Source organism: Chryseobacterium sp. (assembly GCF_029240215.1).
Lineage (GTDB): Bacteria > Bacteroidota > Bacteroidia > Flavobacteriales > Weeksellaceae > Chryseobacterium.
In genome coordinates, this window is the sequence record NZ_JARBTK010000002.1 from 380,360 (window position 1) to 399,538 (window position 19,179).

General features: G+C 35.7%; 18 protein-coding genes. 2 read left to right on the forward strand and 16 right to left on the reverse strand.

Going from position 1 to position 19,179, the window contains the following annotated elements; translation table 11 throughout:
- Positions 1-158 precede the first annotated feature (158 nt).
- Complete coding sequence (locus K0R77_RS05810) at positions 159-1,091, forward strand: DUF3078 domain-containing protein (RefSeq protein ID WP_300349737.1); 933 nt, start codon at positions 159-161, stop codon at positions 1,089-1,091.
- Between the two features lie 71 nt (positions 1,092-1,162).
- Here the strand turns inward: K0R77_RS05810 and sufD are convergent, their stop codons facing one another.
- The 5 genes from sufD to K0R77_RS05835 form a co-directional block, all read right to left on the reverse strand.
- Entirely contained in the window at positions 1,163-2,470 is a 1,308-nt protein-coding gene (gene sufD, locus K0R77_RS05815; RefSeq protein WP_300350441.1) for a Fe-S cluster assembly protein SufD, read from the reverse strand.
- Positions 2,471-2,584: 114 nt separating this feature from the next.
- On the reverse strand, positions 2,585-3,328 hold the full coding sequence (gene sufC, locus K0R77_RS05820) for a Fe-S cluster assembly ATPase SufC (protein ID WP_047443242.1): 744 nt from the start codon (positions 3,326-3,328) through the stop codon (positions 2,585-2,587).
- 251 nt (positions 3,329-3,579) lie between these two features.
- Positions 3,580-5,028 (reverse strand): Fe-S cluster assembly protein SufB, encoded by a 1,449-nt coding sequence (gene sufB / locus K0R77_RS05825; protein WP_300349744.1) that lies wholly within the window; start codon positions 5,026-5,028, stop codon positions 3,580-3,582.
- Positions 5,029-5,063: 35 nt separating this feature from the next.
- A complete protein-coding gene (locus tag K0R77_RS05830; protein ID WP_300349747.1) occupies positions 5,064-5,432 on the reverse strand; it encodes a four helix bundle protein in 369 nt (122 codons plus the stop codon).
- A 40-nt stretch (positions 5,433-5,472) separates the two neighbouring features.
- A complete protein-coding gene (locus K0R77_RS05835) occupies positions 5,473-5,802 on the reverse strand; it encodes an iron-sulfur cluster assembly accessory protein (RefSeq protein ID WP_162087737.1) in 330 nt (109 codons plus the stop codon).
- Positions 5,803-5,947: 145 nt separating this feature from the next.
- On the opposite strand from K0R77_RS05835, the gene K0R77_RS05840 reads away from it, so the two are divergent.
- Positions 5,948-6,772, forward strand: coding sequence for a GLPGLI family protein (locus K0R77_RS05840; RefSeq protein WP_300349754.1), 825 nt, complete (start codon positions 5,948-5,950; stop codon positions 6,770-6,772).
- A 40-nt stretch (positions 6,773-6,812) separates the two neighbouring features.
- On the opposite strand, the gene K0R77_RS05845 is transcribed toward K0R77_RS05840, so the two are convergent.
- From K0R77_RS05845 to K0R77_RS05895, 11 genes are all read right to left on the reverse strand, one after another.
- Entirely contained in the window at positions 6,813-7,667 is an 855-nt protein-coding gene (locus K0R77_RS05845) for a neutral zinc metallopeptidase (RefSeq protein WP_300349757.1), read from the reverse strand.
- Between the two features lie 50 nt (positions 7,668-7,717).
- Positions 7,718-8,242, reverse strand: coding sequence for a 6,7-dimethyl-8-ribityllumazine synthase (gene ribH / locus K0R77_RS05850; RefSeq protein ID WP_300349760.1), 525 nt, complete (start codon positions 8,240-8,242; stop codon positions 7,718-7,720).
- 4 nt (positions 8,243-8,246) lie between these two features.
- The gene (locus tag K0R77_RS05855; protein ID WP_300349763.1) at positions 8,247-8,954 is read right to left on the reverse strand and encodes a tetratricopeptide repeat protein; all 708 of its coding nucleotides are present in this window, start codon (positions 8,952-8,954) and stop codon (positions 8,247-8,249) included.
- Between the two features lie 279 nt (positions 8,955-9,233).
- Positions 9,234-9,770, reverse strand: a complete 537-nt coding sequence (locus K0R77_RS05860; protein WP_300349766.1) for an adenine phosphoribosyltransferase — start codon at positions 9,768-9,770, stop codon at positions 9,234-9,236.
- Between the two features lie 3 nt (positions 9,771-9,773).
- Positions 9,774-10,964 carry a hypothetical protein gene (locus tag K0R77_RS05865; RefSeq protein ID WP_300349769.1) on the reverse strand — a complete coding sequence of 397 codons (1,191 nt, stop codon included), beginning with the start codon at positions 10,962-10,964 and terminating at the stop codon, positions 9,774-9,776.
- Between the two features lie 51 nt (positions 10,965-11,015).
- Positions 11,016-12,032 (reverse strand): hypothetical protein, encoded by a 1,017-nt coding sequence (locus K0R77_RS05870; protein ID WP_300349771.1) that lies wholly within the window; start codon positions 12,030-12,032, stop codon positions 11,016-11,018.
- A 135-nt stretch (positions 12,033-12,167) separates the two neighbouring features.
- Positions 12,168-13,499 (reverse strand): quinol:cytochrome C oxidoreductase, encoded by a 1,332-nt coding sequence (locus K0R77_RS05875; protein ID WP_300349773.1) that lies wholly within the window; start codon positions 13,497-13,499, stop codon positions 12,168-12,170.
- Positions 13,500-13,507: 8 nt separating this feature from the next.
- Complete coding sequence (locus tag K0R77_RS05880; RefSeq protein WP_300349776.1) at positions 13,508-14,194, reverse strand: cytochrome c; 687 nt, start codon at positions 14,192-14,194, stop codon at positions 13,508-13,510.
- On the reverse strand, positions 14,187-14,708 hold the full coding sequence (locus tag K0R77_RS05885) for a DUF3341 domain-containing protein (RefSeq protein WP_047443227.1): 522 nt from the start codon (positions 14,706-14,708) through the stop codon (positions 14,187-14,189). Before K0R77_RS05885 ends, K0R77_RS05880 begins: the two co-directional genes overlap by 8 nt.
- Positions 14,695-16,092 carry an NrfD/PsrC family molybdoenzyme membrane anchor subunit gene (gene nrfD / locus K0R77_RS05890; RefSeq protein WP_229983198.1) on the reverse strand — a complete coding sequence of 466 codons (1,398 nt, stop codon included), beginning with the start codon at positions 16,090-16,092 and terminating at the stop codon, positions 14,695-14,697. Before nrfD ends, K0R77_RS05885 begins: the two co-directional genes overlap by 14 nt.
- 25 nt (positions 16,093-16,117) lie before the next feature.
- On the reverse strand, positions 16,118-19,162 hold the full coding sequence (locus K0R77_RS05895; RefSeq protein WP_300349780.1) for a TAT-variant-translocated molybdopterin oxidoreductase: 3,045 nt from the start codon (positions 19,160-19,162) through the stop codon (positions 16,118-16,120).
- Positions 19,163-19,179 lie beyond the last annotated feature (17 nt).

Genomic DNA, 19,179 nt, shown 5'->3' on the forward strand with positions numbered 1-19,179 from the left:
TTAATTTTTAAAAAATATATAAGACAAAAAGTAAGGATTTTAAGATTATCATGTTTTAAAATCATGACGCAAAACTTTTTATTGTAAACCTTTGAAAATCTGCGGAACAGCCATTTAACATTATATTCCTATTTTTGCATTTGGAAAAATTGAGATTTATGAAAAAGATTTTCGTTTTACTTTTTATGTATCTGAGTATACAATCTTTTGCGCAGGTAATTATCAGCGATTCTGCTGCGGTTGACACGATTAAAAAACCAAGACATTGGTCTGTAATTGCCAAAAATAGTGTCATGTTCAATCAGGCAGCCTTTTCAAATTGGGTTGGTGGTGGGGCCAATAATGTGGGTTGGCTTGCAAGTGCAAACTATAATCTTGTTTATGAAAAAGGACGCCACCTTTGGGAAAATATTATTATTCTGAATTACGGACAAAATACTACAAAAGGTATCGGAACAAGAAAAACTCAGGATGTTCTGAATATTTCCACCAACTATGGGCGACAGTTTTCGAAAAGCTGGTACGTTTCTACGGGAGCCAGTTTACTTTCGCAGTTTTCCGGTGGTTTTGAAGATGGCAATAATCCTCAAGCAAAGAAAATATCAAATTTTATGGCTCCTGGTTATGTAAACGCAGGTTTGGGTATTACTTACAGACCGGATGAAAATCTTACAGTGACTTTAAGGCCTGCCAATGGTAGGTTTACTTTTGTTTTGGATAAAGAATTACAATTAGCAGGAACTTATGGTTTAAAAGCTGATGGAGATTTTTTCCTGATGCAGATCGGTTTTCTCGGTTCTGCCATTTATAAAGTAAAACTCATGGAAAATATCGAAATGACCAACACGGGTTCTATTTTCTCTAACTATCTTGATAAACCGGATCATATGGTTCTATCGTATAATATGCTTTTAAACATGAAAATCAACAGATTTGTTTCTTCGATTGTTACTTTAGATTTGATGTACGATCACAATCAAATTCAAAAAACACAGTTAAAGCAGACTTTAGGAATTGGTTTTGCGTACAATATTGATAACGGAGTGAAACGTTCTGACAGAAAAGACAGTCAGTGGTGGCTTAAAAAATAAATTTTAAATTACTATAAACAAGAAAAGCACTTCAATCGAAGTGCTTTATTTTTGTATGTTTAAATGGAAATCTAAAATTCCATTGTAACTTCAAGTTTTTCGGCTAGAAGCTGTTCGATTTTTACTTTTAATGGTTCGATATCGATATTTTGCATTGCGTCATTGGCAAAAGCGTAAAGCAGTAATGCCTGAGCTTCTTTTTTAGAAATACCTCTAGCTCTTAAGTAGAATAAAGCATCTTTATTCAACTGACCTACCGTACAACCGTGAGAACACTTCACATCGTCTGCGAAAATTTCTAATTGAGGCTTCGTGTCGATCGTTGCACCTTCGCTTAATAAAACGTTGTTGTTTTGCTGATAGGCGTTGGTTTTCTGAGCAATCTTATTTACAAATACTTTCCCGTTGAAAACTCCGTGAGATTTATCTTTGTAAATACCTTTGTAGTTTTGATAACTCTGACAGTTCGGAGTATTGTGGTGAACTGCTGTGTGGTGATCTACCAACTGATCTTTCCCGATAATGGTGATTCCGTTCATAAAAGAGTTGATATTTTCTCCGTTATGAATAAAATCAAGATTGTTTCTGATAATCTTCCCGCCAAATGTAAACGTATTTACCGTTGTCAAGCTGTCTCTTTCCTGTTTCGCAAAAGTATGGTCTACCAAATAAGAAGTATCGCTGTCATTCTGAATTTTGTGCCAGTCTGCTTTTGCATTCTGATACGTGAAAATTTCAGTTACCGAATTGGTAAAAACAAAACTGCTGTCAAAATTATGATGACTTTCAATGATTTCTACTTTTGCTCCTTCTTCTACAATCAATAAATTTCTGGTGTTGTAGAATGTATTTTCTTCCTGATTTTGAGAAAGATAAAATACGTGAATTGGTTTTTCAATGATCACGTTTTTCGGAACTTTCAAGAAGAATCCGTATTTGCAATATGCCTGATTTAAATTGGTAAAAGCTAAATCTTTCGCAGCAATTGTATTAAAATATTGATCGAAAACCTCTTTATGATTCTCATCATTCAAAGCATAATTGAAAGATAAAAATTCTGCATTTTCGATAGAAATGTTTGAAAGCTCTTTGTGAAGCTGACCGTTTACAAAGACAATCCAGTCAAAATTTTCTTCTCCCAAATGTAACTCATCAAGCTGTTCTTTGGTTATATTGTGACTTTCTTTCGGGAAAAAATTATAATCTTTCTCCGTGATTTCTTTGAGGTTGGTATACTTATATTCTTCGTCTTTCTTGGTTGGAAAACCTTTCATTGCAAATTTTTGAAGCGCAGTTTTTCTGTCGTCATCTAAAAATCTGTGACGCAGACTCTCCAAAAATTCACTGTGATTTTCTATTGTTTGATCGTATAAAGCCATTACTGATATTTCGGCCATCACACCTTTATTATAAATTTAATTTGTATCAATATCGCAGTTTTTCACTGCCTTTTCGACTAAGGATTGATAAAAAACTTAACCAAAAATATTTTATTAATTAAGCAACCAGTCGTAACCTTTGCTTTCCAATTCTAAAGCTAAAGATTTGTCACCTGTCTTAATGATTTTTCCGTTCGCTAAAACGTGTACATAATCAGGCTCGATATAATTCAGCAACCTCTGATAATGCGTAATCAAAAGAACTGCGTTTCCTTCGTTTTTGAATTGGTTTACACCATCTGCAACGATTCTCAAAGCGTCAATATCCAATCCTGAATCAGTTTCGTCAAGAATAGCCAATTTAGGATTTAGCATCATCATCTGGAAAATCTCATTTCTTTTCTTTTCACCTCCCGAAAATCCTTCGTTTAGTGATCTTGAAAGGAAATCTTTTTTAATTCCCAATTTCTCAGATTTCTCACGAATCATGGCCAGCATTTCTTTTGCAGGCATATCTTCAAATCCGTTTGCTTTTCTGTTTTCATTCAAAGCAGCTTTAATGAAATTCGTCACAGAAACTCCAGGAATTTCTACCGGATATTGAAAAGAAAGGAAAATTCCTTTGTGAGCTCTTTCTTCAGGAGCATCTTCAATGATGTTTTCACCTTGAAAAAGGATTTCCCCTTCCGTTACTTCGTAATCTTCTTTTCCTGCAATCACAGAAGAAAGAGTAGATTTTCCTGCTCCGTTGGGTCCCATGATTGCATGAACTTCGCCCGGCTTGATTTCAAGATTGATACCTTTTAATATTTGTGCGCCATCTTCAATTCTGGCGTGTAAGTTTTTAATGTTTAACATAAACTTTATTTATCGATCATTAAGGAATACTTAATGTTTTTGTTTTATTATTTTATTAATATTAAGAATTAATAAATTCCTAGTTTAATTTTATTGTCAGCTTATTTTATATACTTTGTAGATTTTCAAAATAATCTTTGTCATTCCGCAGGAATCTCAACAGCGTTGAAATTCTATGTTTAGATTCCTCCGGAATGACAAAGCACTGCTATATTAGTTTGTAAAATTAAAATTTAAAAAGAATCTTAATTTTATCCTACAGAACCTTCCAAAGAAATCTCCAGTAATTTCTGAGCTTCGATGGCAAATTCCATTGGTAATTTATTTAAAACTTCTTTGCTGAAACCATTGACAATCAAAGCAATTGCTCTTTCTGTATCGATACCTCTTTGGTTACAGTAGAAAATCTGGTCTTCACCGATTTTTGAAGTGGTAGCTTCATGTTCTAATTGAGCTGTAGGATCTTTAATTTCAATATAAGGGAAAGTATGTGCTCCACATTCATTACCCATCAATAATGAGTCACATTGTGAGAAGTTTCTGGCTCCCTTTGCAGAAGGCATCACTTTTACCAATCCTCTGTATGAGTTTTGAGATTTTCCCGCAGAAATTCCTTTAGAAATAATCGTTGATTTTGTATTCTTCCCGATGTGAATCATCTTTGTACCCGTATCGGCATATTGATGATTGTTGGTTACCGCAATAGAGTAGAACTCACCAATAGAACCGTCACCTTTTAAGATACAAGACGGATATTTCCAGGTTACAGCAGAACCTGTTTCAACCTGAGTCCATGAGATTTTAGCTTTTGTTTCGCAAAGTCCTCTTTTGGTTACAAAGTTGAAAACTCCACCTTTACCTTCTTCATTTCCCGGATACCAGTTTTGAACCGTTGAATATTTAATTTCAGCATTATCTAAAGCAATCAATTCTACAACTGCAGCGTGAAGCTGGTTTTCGTCTCTGGACGGGGCTGTACAACCTTCAAGGTAAGAAACATAACTTCCTTCATCAGCGATGACAAGCGTTCTTTCAAACTGACCTGTTCCAGACTGATTGATACGGAAATAAGTTGATAATTCCATTGGGCATCTTACCCCTTTTGGAATATAGCAGAAACTTCCGTCAGAAAATACTGCGGAATTTAATGCTGCATAAAAGTTATCACCTCTCGGAACTACTTTTCCAAGATATTTTCTTACTAAATCCGGATGATTTTTGATCGCTTCGGAAATTGAACAGAAAATAATTCCTTTTTCTGCTAAGGTATCCTGAAAAGTTGTTTTTACAGAGATCGAATCGATTACAATATCTACGGCAACATTTGAAAGTCTTTTTTGCTCTTCGATATTGATTCCCAATTTAGCGAAAGTTGCCAATAATTCAGGATCAACTTCATCCAAACTTGCCAATTCTGGTTTAGCTTTTGGAGCAGCGTAATATTTGATCGCCTGAAAATCCGGTTTTGTGTATTTGATATTTGCCCATTCAGGCTCCGTCATTTTTAACCAAATTCTGAAAGATTCCAAGCGCCATTCTGTCATCCATTCCGGTTCTTCCTTTTTAGCAGAAATAGCACGGACGATATCTTCGTTTAAACCAGTTGGGAAATCTTCGTAATCGAGTATCGTTTCCCAGCCGAATTCGTATTTTTTATTTTCTAAATCGACTCTTAAGTCGTCTTCAGTATATTTTGACATTTATTAAATGATTAAAAAATTAAATGATTAAAAAATTAGTTTCGCTTTTTATTATCAGTTTTAGATAGATAATCAATAAATTTTGACAATTGTTTTGAAATTATTTTACAATCATTAATTAAATCGGTTGTATCTTCTTCATATAACATCAAACAAAGGTTTAACATATTTCTTACTTCTCCACAGCTTCCTTTAGAATATTTTAAATATCTAATGAATTGTGCATTGTTATTATATTCGCTGCCTTCTGCGATGTTATTTGTAATTGACAAAACGGCTCTTTTAATTTGATTTGTCAATTCAAATTCTTTTTTAAATTTTTCTTTGCTTAAAAGATTAAAAACATTTTTTGTAAGATTAGTTGCCTGTTTGTAAACTTCAAAATTTTCAAATTCTACGGCCATCAATAATCTTTTAATTTTTAATTATTTAATCTTTTAATAATTATAAAGAAAAACTCTCACCACAACCACACGTTCTGGCTGCATTAGGATTGTTAAAAACAAATCCTTTTCCATTCAATCCACCTGAGTATTCGAGGATAGTCCCTGCTAAATAAAGAATAGATTTTTTTTCTACGACAATTTTGATGTTATTGTCTTCGAAAATCTGATCGGTATCTGTTTTTTTGTTGTCAAACCCCAAAACATATTCCAAACCAGAACAACCTCCGCTCTTTACCCCAACTCTTATATAATCTTCTGCCGGATTAAAACCATCTTCTGTCATCAGTTGAATGGCTTTTTCCTTAGCATGATCTGAAACTTTTATCATTGTATTTATTTAGAATGATTTAATGGTGCAAAAATACGAACAATAATCAGTATATAAAAATCGTCGTTTTTATTTTATCAATTTTTATCATCGATGGTTTAACTTTGAGGTATATTTAAAATCAAAACTATAAATCAGGAAAATAATGAAAAAATTAGGCATCTTAGCTGCAATCTTAATGATGCAATCAGCTTTTGCACAGACCAACAGATTTGTTTATCAGGTAACAATGAAACCTGATGCTTCTAATAAATCAGATATTAAAACTGAGAATGCTTATTTAGACATTTCACCAGAAAAATCTATGTTCTATTCTGAAAACAGAATTAAAAGAGATTCTGTAATGCAGGCTAATCGCCAAAGTGGTGGAGCGAGAGGATTTAATAGAGATCAGATGGAAAGTTTGAGAACGAATATTAACTATTCTATTGAGAAAAATAAAAAAAATCAGAAAACGTTATATAAAGATCGTTTAGGAAGAGATCAGTATTCATACGAAGAAGACAGACCTTTAGATTGGAAAATTTTACCGGAAACGACTAAAATTGGTGAATATAAAGTTCAGAAAGCTGAAACTGAGTTTGGTGGAAGAAAATGGACTGCATGGTTTACAACAGATTTACCTTATCAGGACGGACCGTACAAGTTTAGTGGACTTCCCGGTTTGATTGTGAAAGCAGAAGATGCTAGTGGAGATTACTCTTTTGATTTAATGAAAAACTACAAAATTTCTGATTTTCCTGAGATGACAACATTTGGAAATGTGGTTAAAGTAAAAAGGACTGATTATGTAAAACAGCAGGAAAAATTTAAAACTGACCCGATGTCATTTATGAATCAAAGCGGTGGCGGAATAAGAATGGGAAATCGTGGTGGCGGAAACCAAAACCCTGCAGACATGAGAAAACGAATGGAGGAAAGAGTAAAAGATGAAGCAAAAAGAAACAGCAATCCTATTGAGCTGAAATAAATAATAAACAGCCCTGAAGAAATTTCTTCAGGGCTGTTTATTATTTTAAAAGTTGGTTAAAAGTATCTCCCTGTTTGATGTCTCCGGAGTTATATCCTTTCATAAACCATTCTTTACGTTGTGCTGATGAACCATGAGTAAAACTTTCCTGATTCACATATCCTTGTGATCTTTTCTGTATATTATCGTCTCCCACAGCTTCTGCTGCTTCAACTGCAGATTCTAAATCTCCGGGCTCAAGGAAATGTTCTCTTTCATTAGAATATCTTGCCCAAACTCCGGCATAGAAATCAGCCTGAAGCTCTGTCGCTACAGATACTCTGTTCATCTCTTCTTCAGAATATCTTCCACTTCTTCTTAATTGATCTGTTTTATCTAAAGTTCCTAAAAGATTCTGTACGTGATGTCCCATTTCGTGCGCCATTACATAAGCAATTGTGAATTCGGTAACTTTTGCTCCAAATTTTGATTGAAGTTCATTGAAGAAAGTCATATCCATATAAACAGTTTGGTCTGCAGGGCAATAAAATGGTCCCATCGCAGATTGTGCGGTTCCGCAACCAGATTGAGTTTGGGTTGTAAATAAAACTACTTTTGCCGGCTGATATGTCATGCCGTTTTCAGCAAAAATCTTTGTCCAGGTTTCTTCATTTTCAGCGGTGATCATTTTAATGAATTCTCCAACTTGCTTCTCATTTTGACTCAACTCACGCTGTTCAGTTTGAGGAGCAGAATTTCCTCCCGAAGAAAGAATTGCTGAAGGATCTCCACCAAGGAAAAATACAATGGCAGCAATGATGATTGTTCCTAATCCGCCACCCACAATAGCTCCACCGCCACCGCCTGATCCTCTTCTGTCATCCACGTTGCCGCTTCTGTCGTCTGTCCATTTCATAATAAATAATTTTACAGGTAAAGTTAAAAATATTCTTTAATAGAAATCAATTAGATTTGAGAATTTCCAAAGCCAATGCTTTCTTTTTTATCAGAAAGCTTTCTTTTAAAATTGATCATGCTTAAAGCCGTTACTGCTGCTTCCACACCTTTATTTCCCAAATTTCCACCGCTTCTTGCGATCGATTGTTCTTTGGTGTCGTCTGTCAAAACGCAGAAAATCGTTGGAGTATCGGTTAAAATATTGCAGTCTTTAATTCCTTGTGCAACAGCATCACATACGAAATCAAAATGAGGAGTTTCACCTCTGATGACGCATCCGATTGCGATTACTGCATCAAATTTACGCTCTTTGCAAAGCTGCATACTTGCATAATTCAATTCAAAAGCTCCCGGAACTGAAAATAATTTGATATTTTCAGACTTTACACCTTCTTTCTCAAGGATTTCTAAAGCTGCGTCGCGTAGATTATAAGTTACAAAGTCATTCCACTCAGAAAAAACAATGCCGATAGAAAAATCCTCGGCATTATTTATATGAAGTGGCTTGTAATCTGAAAGATTAACTGTTGCCATGTGTTTAGTAATATTTAGTCATTTCAATATATGAATCAGACATTCCGTTGTCGTAGTCCTGATATTTTTCGTCAATTGCTGCGAAATATTTTTTAGCTTCTGCATTTTTCTTCATTCCTAAAGCCACAATTCCTGCTTTTCTTGTGAAGAAATAAGAAGTGTAAGGATCATCTGAAGCTGAAGCTGCTTTGTCTAATAATGATAAAGCTTCATCATTTTTGTTAAGTCCAGATTTTGCGTCTGCCATTGCGCCATACTTCATAGCCATTAAAGTCTTGTTGTCAGAAGAAAATTTATCTAAAAGATCATAAGCTTCCTGAAATTTTCCTTCTTTAAATTTCAATAAACCAGCATTGTAAGCAGAAAGTTTACCAATTTTGGTTGAAGAATATTCGTTGTAAGTTCCTAAGTAACCAGGATTAGCAGCTGATTTTCCACCTAAAGCTTCTTTATCTTTACCTTCTGTAAGGTTTTTCTGTGCAGCTAAATATGTTTTTACAGCTTCAGCATTCTTTGGAGCTACCACAAATTGCTGGTATCCGAAAAAGCCTAAAACTCCCAAAACTAAAACTCCAAAAGCGATGCTTAATGGTTTCTGATATTTTTCCAGGAATCTTTCTGTGTTTAAAGCCTCTCTGTCAAGGTCTTTAAAAAATTCCACTGTTTCTTTACCTTCTTGCTCGTTTGGAGCATTCTTTCCCAATTTTGCCATAAATTCTTAAAAAATTGAATTGCAAATTTAATTGTTTCTGAGTGATTTACAAAATACTTTGCAGGTATTATTAAATGAATTGTAATTTCTTTATTTTTTTAATAATTTTTGCTTGCAGATTGCTGAATTTTAACGCAAAGTTCGCAAAGATTTTTTTATTACTAGCTGTTTTATTTTAAGGTTCGCAAAGGCGTTTCACTCAACTAAGAACACAAAGTTTTTTCAATTTTACGGATTAATACTTAAATATTTTAAGTAAAAAATAATGAATTGAAATTTTCAATATTCTAAAGTGTGATAAATTTCCGCATCAAATTTCTTGAGCTTTTCTTCACCTTTTAGATCTTTTAAACCAATCAAAAAACTAAACTGAACGACTTTTGCACCTTGCTTTTCAACCAGTTTTGCTGCAGCTTCTGTAGTTCCTCCTGTTGCTAAAAGATCATCATGAATTAAAATTCTCTGACCTTTTTTAATCTGACCTTCACGGGTTTCAATTTCTGCGCTTCCATATTCCAAATCATATTTTTCTGAAATAATCGGTGGTGGAAGTTTGCCTCTTTTTCTGATTAAAATAAATGGAACATCCAGAGCTACTGCGATCGCAATTCCGAAAAGATAACCACGGCTTTCAATTCCGCAGACTGCATCTACTTTTCCTTTGCTGAATTTAACTAGATCTTCAATGACCTCTTCATATAGTTTCGGATCTAAAAAAATCGGTGAAATATCTTTAAACTGAATTCCGGGAATCGGAAAGTCAGCTATGTTTTCAATGGTTTCGTTGAGTTTTCTGATCAGTTCTTGTGAAGCCATAGATTATGGATTTATCTTATAGCTTGAGATTTTCCATTCTCCATTGACGCTTTTCAGTCCGAAAGTTGCTTTCAGAGATGTTGTTCTTCCGTTTTTATCCGTTACATCGTATGTTGCATTTACGCTTGCAGCATTTGGATTTGTAGCATTTGTTGTAATGTTTTTCACGCTTACATTTTTCACAGCTCCAAAACCGGAAGTCGGGTTTGAGAAAGATTCATAGCTTCCCCAGCTTGGATTGCTTGATGAATCAAATGCTGCTTTTAAATTTTGCGAGCTTACATTATTTAAAAATTTGCTAACTGTATTTTTCGGATCTGCAGTCGGTTGTTTAGGCTGAGTAGGTGTTGCATTTGGATCTGTAACTGTTCCCGGAGTTGTTCCGGTAGGATTGTTGGGGTCAATTACTGCATTCGGATCTTGCACCATCATTGTAGAATCTGTTTTTGGAACTTCAGGCACTCTTAAAGCAGAAGGATTTACATCCAATCCTATTTTAGACATTTTGAAAGTCTTTGCCGTGGTTTTTACAGAAACTGTAATGTCAATTTTATTATCAACAATTTTAGATGCTAATAAAGAAGAAAATTTAAGACTAAATCCTCTGAAATTATTATCCTGCATCAGGTTTTTAGCAGTCGAAAGTTTCACTCCGTTACTGAAAACCTCTAAAGTTGTTTCTAAACCTGCACCTGTAAAAGCAATCGGTTTTCCTGCATTGTCAACTAACCTTGGAATGATCTGCATTGAAGTTGCACCATTTCCTGCATCGCCAGTTAACTGTGTTATAATACTTAATGAGTTTGCACGTACATCGTTTGGATCGCTTTCTTTAGCAGTCTCGTCACCGAAGATGTTCATTTCTCCTAATGATGGAGGGGCCGTACTTGCCCACTCAATGCCATTTTTTTGTGCAACCTGATCCGCCATCGACAAAATTTCAGGAACTTTTTTCCCGTCGATCAGTTGACCTAAAGCTTTAAGCTCGTTGACATCACCTTCGGCTTCTACACCGAAGGTTTTTAAAATATATAAAGCTTCATTAAATTTGATCTGCTTGATAGTTGTAAGGCTTGAAGCCATATCATTGATGCTCGACTGCAAAGTCTGAGTACTGGTAGCATCAACATGATCTTTCTTACAAGCTGTAAAAAGAAGTAAACTAAAAATAAGTAGAAAACTTAGCTTTTTCATTTGTTTATGGTTTGATGCAAATTTAGTAAAACCTTTATTAATACTGATTTTTTATTTTTTGTTTTCTTTTTCCTTTAAATCTTCTTTGAAGAACGAGCTGAAAATGGTTTGCATATTCGGGAAAGATGCATTTTGCCAATAATTGGTTTTGTACTGACTCGCATTTACGTCGTATTTCACTTTTGTTACGTCATTACTGTCGCTGAAATCTATTTCTGTTGGATAGAAATTTTTATAAATGATCACCTGGTTATAATCAGGCTCGCTTTTGTGTTTTAATTTGATGAAAGCAATTTCATTTGATTCTAATAAATCTCTCAAAGTCTTCTTTGAATCTTTCTCGTAAGAAATATTGATAATTCCTTTGACGTCAAAGAAGCGATAACCAAAAAGTGCGAATTCTTTTTCCTGAAGAGATTCACCAGTAATTTCGATTTCGTCTTTTGAAGCACTTTTCAATTCTTTTACTCTTGTATTTTTCTGGTTGTATTCTTCAATATTTCCTACACTTTTTAATTTTGGAAGTTGAAGGAAAAAAGTGTAATCCCAAGATCCCATTTCTTTTTTTTCATTTTTTGCTCCTTCTAATCTAAAAATACGATATTGTTCGATGTTTGCGCTTTTTGCCTTCTTTGTCTTGTTGTCAAAAACATAGGTTACAATTCCGTCAATATAGCAGTTTAATTTATTATTCAACGTTACATAAGCATTGAAATTCCCTTTAATTAAAACATATTTTGCAGGTTTGGTGTTTTTAATGACAACCGCTTCAATATCTTTTACTCTGTCATTTAATTTAACGACATCTTTGTCTAAATCAGAATAAGAAAGAGTACCAAGCAAAAGATTATCATACACCAATTGGAATTTTTCCTGAGATGGACTTAGCAATTTTCTGTCTATTTTTCCGTCAATGTCGGAGTAGGCAATAATGCTTCCGTCTTTCCCAAATACTGAAACTTTCGGTAGTGGCTGGCTTGTTTTCTCTGAAAGGAAAGTAGTGGTTTGTGCGTTAAATAAATTTAGCAATAGCACGAAGAGAAGAGAGAGTAATTGATCTTTTTTCATTATTTACAATTTTAAGTTTAAAGTTTAATCTATTATAAAGACAACTTAATTGTGAAAAAGGTTGCCTACAAACATAAAAAAAAAGACTGATTTATTATAAATCAGTCTTTTAAAGTTTTATTTTGTTACAAGTCCTTAGAAAGGATACTCATAAATTTCAGATTCGTGAAGGAAAGGGTTTCCTGTTGGAATAAGTTTCAATTTAGCTAATGCAGACATTACTGTGAAGATAAATAATCCTACTACAAATAATACAGCACCCAATACTAATAAAAGTACTTCCGGAGTGTTCCAGTAAGGACCAACTGTTCCCGGCATTACCATATTGAAATAATCTAAAAGGTGACCTAAGATGACAACTACTGCCATAATAGTTACAACTTTGTAATTTCTCTTAATGCTTGAACTTACCAATACCAATAATGGCAATAAGAAGTTGATGATCAACATTGGCAAGAATGTAACTCCATAGTGTTGGAATCTTCCGAAGAAGTAATTAACCTCTTCCGGTACGTTTGCATACCAATACAACATAAACTGAGCAAACCATGTGTACGTCCAAAGCATACTTGTTGCAAAAAGGAAAACTCCCAAATCGTGCAAGTGATTGTCATTGAACTGTGGTAAGAATCCGTTTTTCTTAAGGTAAACACTTAGCAAAATAATTACAGCGATACCACTTGAAAGACAGCTAACCATAGAATACCAGATATACATTGTAGAATACCAGTGAGGGTCAATAGACATCAACCAGTCCCAAGCCCAAGCTGCAGAAGCAAACCCGAAGAATGCGATATATCCTACGGCCCATCTGTAAAGGAATTGATACTCAACCAAAGATTTTGTATCATCTACTTTTTTAGACTGTGCTTTCAGTTTCCATGCGAAGAATGAAGCTCCGATTACGTAAATCAAAGTTCTGATTGCGTAGAAAGGAATATTTAAGAATCTTTTCTTTTCAAATAAGATTACATCAAAATGAGCAGAATTTGGGTCTGTCAAATCCGGATCCATCCAATGGAATAAGTGACCTTGGTGAAAGATATTTAATAACATTAATATTACTAAAATTGCTCCACCGTAAGGAATATAAGAAGCAATAGCTTCCATTACTCTTGTAATAATAATTGGCCATCCTGCGTGAGCTGCGTGCTGAATACAGTAGAAAAACAATACCGCACAACTTACTCCGAAGAAAAATACAGCTACAAAATGTATTGCTGCTAAAGGTTGATTGTGAACCTGCATTGTAGCATGCTCAAGATGTGAAGCGTGATCCTGAGGTCCTATCATCTCACTAGAGTGAGTAGGTGCATCGTGACCTGAAGAATGAACTGCCTCCATCATATGCTCTATTTTTTCTGCAGTCAACCCATGATTCAGGAAATAACCGATTCCAAATAGAACTAAACCTACAACAAGAAGTATTATAGAAGTTGATTTTAATTTTGGTGAAAAACTATACATTTCTTTTCTTATTTTTTAGTTGCGGTAGAATCTGTTTTTGCTGCTGTAGCTGAAGCTGCTGCCGGTACGCCTTTTTTGAAAGCGTTGATCACATACATTGCAACTCTCCATCTGTCCCCAGCGTTCAATTGTCCTGCATAAGAACCCATTGCATTTCTACCGTTTGTTAATACATAATGAACAGAACCTACAGTGATTTCTCTGTCTGCATAATTTGGTACACCTGAATATGCTCCACTCTGAACGATTGGTCCTTGTCCGTCACCACCAGTTCCGTGACAAGCTGAACAGGTACGATCAAATAACATTTTTCCTCTTTCAAGATCTTTCACAGCATTAGCCGGATTTAAAGGAGAAGTCGTTAATGTTTTTGAAGCATCATAACCTGCGTTATACTCATCCGGATTTTTTGGAAGTTTACTTTCTTCAAAAACACCGTCTTTATTTTGAGCAACAGAACCTTCTACCGGAGCGAGACCTGTAGCACCATTATTTCTAACAAATGCAGGAATCTCATTTTCATGATCTGAATATGCATCCTGAGCTTTCATCAATGGATCGTAAGCTACCGGAAAGTACATATCCGGGAAATATACCAATGGTGTATTTTCTTTCGGTCCGCAAGAATTAAGTAAAACTGCTGTTAAACCTAAAACTGCTGTAATTTTTAGTACATTCTTTTTCATTTTAAGCATCTTTAACAGTTATTTCTTCAACTCCCGTATCAACAAGCAGCTGCTTAATAGATTCTACATCTTCCGTAATAAATTCCATCATGAATTTATCATCTGTAGTTCTTGGATCTGGGTTCTGAGCCGGAGCACCAGGATACATTTTGTTTCTAACCAAGAAAGTTAAAGACATCATGTGTGCTGCACAGAATACCATTAATTCAAACATTGGAACTACGAATGCAGGCATATTGTGAGCCCAGTCAAAAGCTGGTTTACCACCAATATTCTGAGGCCAGTCATGATTCATTACATACCAAGTAACTGTTGCTCCAATACTCACTCCGTAAAGAGCGTAGATAAATGCTGCATCAGAAATTCTTGTCTTCTTCAACCCTAAAGCTTTATCTAGCCCGTGAACCGGGAATGGAGTATAAACTTCGTTGATTGCGATTCCTTTATCGTTGAATGCTTTAACTCCGTTCATTAGATCGTCGTCATCAGCATAAAGTCCGTATACAATTTTAGTGGTGCTCATCTCCTTCTTTTGCTTTATAAGTTTCACCTGAGATTTTCAAAATCGATTTTAATTCGGCCTGTGCAATTACAGGGAATGTTCTTGCGTACAATAAGAATAATACAGAGAAAAATCCGATTGTTCCTAAATATACACCTACGTCGATGATAGTTGGTTTAAACATCGTCCAAGATCCTGGCAAGTAATCTCTTGAAAGGTTGATAACGATGATGTCAAAACGCTCGAACCACATACCAATGTTGATGATCAATGCGATAATAAATGTTGCAAGAATATTTGTTCTTACTCTCTTAAACCAGAACGCAGCCGGAATAATTAAGTTACAAGATATCAATGCCCAGAATGCCCACCAGTAAGGTCCTGTAGCAGCACCCGGAGATAGGTAAGTAAAGTCTTCGTATCTTGAACCAGAGTACCATCCGATGAAATATTCAGTTGCATAAGCTACAGTTACCATACCACCTGTTAAGATAATTACGATGTTCATAATTTCAATATGATACATTGTGATGTAATCTTCTAAGTGACAAACTTTTCTTGCAATCAGCAATAGGGTCTGTACCATTGCAAATCCTGAGAAGATTGCTCCTGCAACGAAGTAAGGAGGATAGATCGTAGAGTGCCATCCTTTAATTACTGACGTAGCAAAGTCAAAAGATACCGTCGTGTGTACTGAGAATACAAGTGGAGTTGCCAAACCTGCAAGAACCAAAGATAATTCTTCAAATCTCTGCCAGTGTTTTGCTTTACCACCCCAACCGAAGGCCAGGAATGTATAAATTTTTCTTGTCCAAGGAGTTTTTGCTCTGTCTCTGATCATTGCAAAGTCAGGAATCAATCCCATAAACCAGAATACTGTAGATACTGAGAAATACGTAGAGATTGCAAATACGTCCCAAAGTAGAGGAGAGTTGAAGTTCCCCCAAAGAGAACCAAACTGGTTAGGTAAAGGGAATACCCAATATCCTACCCAAACTCTACCCATGTGGATTACCGGGAAGATTGCTGCCTGTACAACTGCGAAGATCGTCATCGCTTCTGCAGAACGGTTTACAGACATTCTCCAACGCTGTCTAAATAATAATAATACTGCGGAGATAAGAGTTCCGGCGTGACCGATACCTACCCACCATACGAAGTTGGTAATATCCCAACCCCAGTTAATAGTTCTGTTAAGCCCCCATGCTCCAATACCTGTCCCGATAGTGTAGGCGATACAGCCGAATCCGTAGATGAATAGAACTAAGGCTGCATATAGTGATACCCACCATAATTTTCCTGCTCTTTCTTCGATAGGTCGTGCAATATCTTCTGTGATATCGTGATAAGTTTTGTGACCAATAATCAGAGGTTCCCTTATCGGAGCTTCGTAATGTCCTGACATTTTTTACCTATTTATTATTTAAACTTTAATTTTCTGCTCTGTTTCTTACTTTAGTGTGATAGAACACGTTTGGTTTTGTTCCTATCTCTTCAAGTAAATGATATCTTCTGTTGCTAGAATACAATTCTCTCACTTCAGATTCTTTGTCATTCATGTCTCCAAACGTCATTGCTCCGGTAGAACAAGCAGCAGCACAAGCACAAGAATTTTTAAATTCGTTGTCTGTTACTTTTCTGTTTTCTCTCTTAGCATTCAAGATAGTAGCCTGAGTCTCCTGGATACACAATGAACATTTTTCCATTACCCCTCTTGTTCTTACAACAACATCAGGGTTAAGTACCATTCTTCCTAAATCATTATTTTGATTAAAATCAAAACGGTCATTCAAATTATAAGTAAACCAGTTGAAACGTCTTACTTTGTACGGACAGTTGTTTGCACAATATCTAGTACCAATACATCTGTTGTAAGCCATGTGGTTTTGACCTTGCTTACCATGTGAAGTAGCCGCTACAGGACATACCGTTTCACAAGGAGCGTGGTTACAGTGCTGACACATTACCGGTTGGAAAATTACATCAGGACTTTCATTTGGTTCGATCAAGATGTCGTACAATTGAGGAACATTTAAACCTCTTTCAACACCTTCTTTAGTCTCGATTTTTTCTTTTGCAGAATAGTAACGGTCGATTCTCAACCAATACATATCTCTTGACATTCTGATCTCTTCTTTACCTACAACAGGAACGTTGTTTTCTGCCTGACAAGCAATGATACATGCTCCACAACCAGTACAAGAGTTCAAGTCAACCGATAAGTTGAAGTGAGGTCCATCTGTATCATCAAATGCATCCCAAAGGTCAATTTTACCTGCAGGAAGTGCACCGCTGATTGTATGATATTCCAAAGGTTTGTTCCATCCATGGTGTTCGTCATCGAATGCTACATTTAAGAATTCCGCTAACGGAACTTCTTTAGCAATGTCATAACGACCCATTAGAGTATTTTGAAGCTGAATACCTGCAAACTCGTGGCTTTCACCTGTCTTTTCTATTTTAACATTAGAAACTGCAAGGTTAGAACCATCAAATAAAGGATAAGCATTTACCCCAGTATCTGCAGTTGCTCCTGAATCTTTTTTACCATAACCAAGAGCAAGACCCACTGATCCGTCTGCTTGTCCCGGCTGAATAAATACAGGAACGTTTTCTATAGTTACTCCGTTTACAGTAAGGTTTACGATAGAACCATCCAACTGCATTCTTGCATTCAAATCATTTTCTATACCTAAATCTTTCGCATCTTTCGGAGAAATTGTAAGGTAGTTATCCCAAGACATTCTTGTCAATGGATCTGGTAATTCCTGCAACCAAGGGTTGTTCGCCTGAGTTCCGTCTCCTATTGAAGTCTTGGTATATAAAACTAATTCTAAATCTGAAGCTTTAAAGTTTCCTAATTCAGCAACAGCCTGTGCAGCGTTTCCGCCAGCGTAAGACAATGTTGTTGCGTTATTAGAAGCAACGATACCGTTGTATAAAGCTTTGTTAAAAGAAGTTGCGCCCAATACAGAAGCTGAACTAGCTTTTAAATAATCGTAATAGTTATTAGCTGCATTGTTCTTTCCATTTTTCCAAACCAATAGAGATTCTTCGATCTGTCTTGATTTGTAAATTTTCTGAATCGTTGGCTGCATTAATGAATAAACTCCAGACTGAGGCTCAATATCACCCCAAGATTCTAGCCAGTTAGCTACCGGAATTACAGCTTTCGCTGCCTTATACATTTCGTTTTTCTTATCTGCAACAGCAATAACGTAAGGAACTTTAGCTAAAGATTTTTTGAAATCCTGACCTTTATGATGAGAATAAATCGGGTCAACATTGTTGGTAATCAATACCCCAACTTGTCCACCGTTTACCCATCCTAAAAATTCCTGGAATCTTGCTTTATCAAACTCTTTCAGGAAGTTTGCTTTACCAGTGAAAGCCACTGATCCTAATTTTTGGTTGATTAAGTGAGCTAAAATCTGAGCACCTTTAGAACCGTCAGCGAAAACAACAGCTTTGCTGCCTTTTGCTGCTAATTCTTTAGCAAGCTCGTTAGCTAATTTATCTGAAGAGCCACCTCCAACGATTGCGTTATAAACTTCAACCAAAGTTTTGTTTACAGCACTTGGCTTTAATCTGTATCTTGAATCTGCGTTAGCACCAGTTAAAGACATATTTGATTCCACTTGGATGTGTCTCAACATGTTTGCTCCCGGCTTTCTTGCTGCAGCGTAAGAAGTTTCTAAACTTGCTGCGTTGTATTCTCCTAAGAAATCTGCCTGGAAAGCAACCACCAATTCAGAACCTTTAAGGTCATAAACAGGCAAAGCTCTCTGTCCGAATACTTCCTGTGCGGCATCTAAAGAAGCAGCGTAAGGAATTGCATCATAAGTTACCAGTTCAGCGGTAGGATATTTAGCTTTAAATTCAGCAAATAACTTTTTGAATGTAGGTGAAGCAAAGGAATGTGATAATAAAACGATTCTTTTACCTGAAGCTTTAGCTTCTTCCAAACCTTTGATTACAAAATCATCTACTTTATCGAAAGTTTCATCTTTACCGTCTAATTTAGGCTGCTTTACTTTATCGTTATCATAAAGAGAAAGCACACTTGCCTGAGCTCTTGCGTTAGTTTTACCTAAATCTCCGGCTGCCGGGTTCGGATCAATTTTGATAGGTCTTCCTTCTCTGGTTTTTACTAAAACACTTGCAAAATCGTAACCGTCGAAATATGTTGAAGCGTAATAGTTAGGAACTCCCGGAATAATATCATGCGGCTTTACCACATAAGGAATTGTTTTAATTACCGGAGCTTCACAAGCTGCTAAAGTAACTGCTGCAGTAGAGAAACCTAATAACTTCAAGAAATCTCTTCTCGTTGTACTAGCGTCGCTTTTCTCAGCATCACCTAAGAAATCTTCTACCGGAATTTCTTCTTGGAACTCTTTAAGAGCCAGCTTTCCGTTTAGGGAAGGGTCTTTAAGTTCGTGAATACTTCTAAATTGTATTTTGTTTGAAGCCATTTATACTTCTGATTTTT

Coding starts and splice junctions, on each gene's coding strand:
- K0R77_RS05810 (WP_300349737.1), top strand. CDS start 159: ATGAAAAAGATTTTCGTTTTACTTTTTATGTATCTGAGTATACAATCT.
- sufD (WP_300350441.1), bottom strand. CDS start 2,470: ATGGCTTTATACGATCAAACAATAGAAAATCACAGTGAATTTTTGGAG.
- sufC (WP_047443242.1), bottom strand. CDS start 3,328: ATGTTAAACATTAAAAACTTACACGCCAGAATTGAAGATGGCGCACAA.
- sufB (WP_300349744.1), bottom strand. CDS start 5,028: ATGTCAAAATATACTGAAGACGACTTAAGAGTCGATTTAGAAAATAAA.
- K0R77_RS05830 (WP_300349747.1), bottom strand. CDS start 5,432: ATGGCCGTAGAATTTGAAAATTTTGAAGTTTACAAACAGGCAACTAAT.
- K0R77_RS05835 (WP_162087737.1), bottom strand. CDS start 5,802: ATGATAAAAGTTTCAGATCATGCTAAGGAAAAAGCCATTCAACTGATG.
- K0R77_RS05840 (WP_300349754.1), top strand. CDS start 5,948: ATGAAAAAATTAGGCATCTTAGCTGCAATCTTAATGATGCAATCAGCT.
- K0R77_RS05845 (WP_300349757.1), bottom strand. CDS start 7,667: ATGAAATGGACAGACGACAGAAGCGGCAACGTGGATGACAGAAGAGGA.
- ribH (WP_300349760.1), bottom strand. CDS start 8,242: ATGGCAACAGTTAATCTTTCAGATTACAAGCCACTTCATATAAATAAT.
- K0R77_RS05855 (WP_300349763.1), bottom strand. CDS start 8,954: ATGGCAAAATTGGGAAAGAATGCTCCAAACGAGCAAGAAGGTAAAGAA.
- K0R77_RS05860 (WP_300349766.1), bottom strand. CDS start 9,770: ATGGCTTCACAAGAACTGATCAGAAAACTCAACGAAACCATTGAAAAC.
- K0R77_RS05865 (WP_300349769.1), bottom strand. CDS start 10,964: ATGAAAAAGCTAAGTTTTCTACTTATTTTTAGTTTACTTCTTTTTACA.
- K0R77_RS05870 (WP_300349771.1), bottom strand. CDS start 12,032: ATGAAAAAAGATCAATTACTCTCTCTTCTCTTCGTGCTATTGCTAAAT.
- K0R77_RS05875 (WP_300349773.1), bottom strand. CDS start 13,499: ATGTATAGTTTTTCACCAAAATTAAAATCAACTTCTATAATACTTCTT.
- K0R77_RS05880 (WP_300349776.1), bottom strand. CDS start 14,194: ATGCTTAAAATGAAAAAGAATGTACTAAAAATTACAGCAGTTTTAGGT.
- K0R77_RS05885 (WP_047443227.1), bottom strand. CDS start 14,708: ATGAGCACCACTAAAATTGTATACGGACTTTATGCTGATGACGACGAT.
- nrfD (WP_229983198.1), bottom strand. CDS start 16,092: ATGTCAGGACATTACGAAGCTCCGATAAGGGAACCTCTGATTATTGGT.
- K0R77_RS05895 (WP_300349780.1), bottom strand. CDS start 19,162: ATGGCTTCAAACAAAATACAATTTAGAAGTATTCACGAACTTAAAGAC.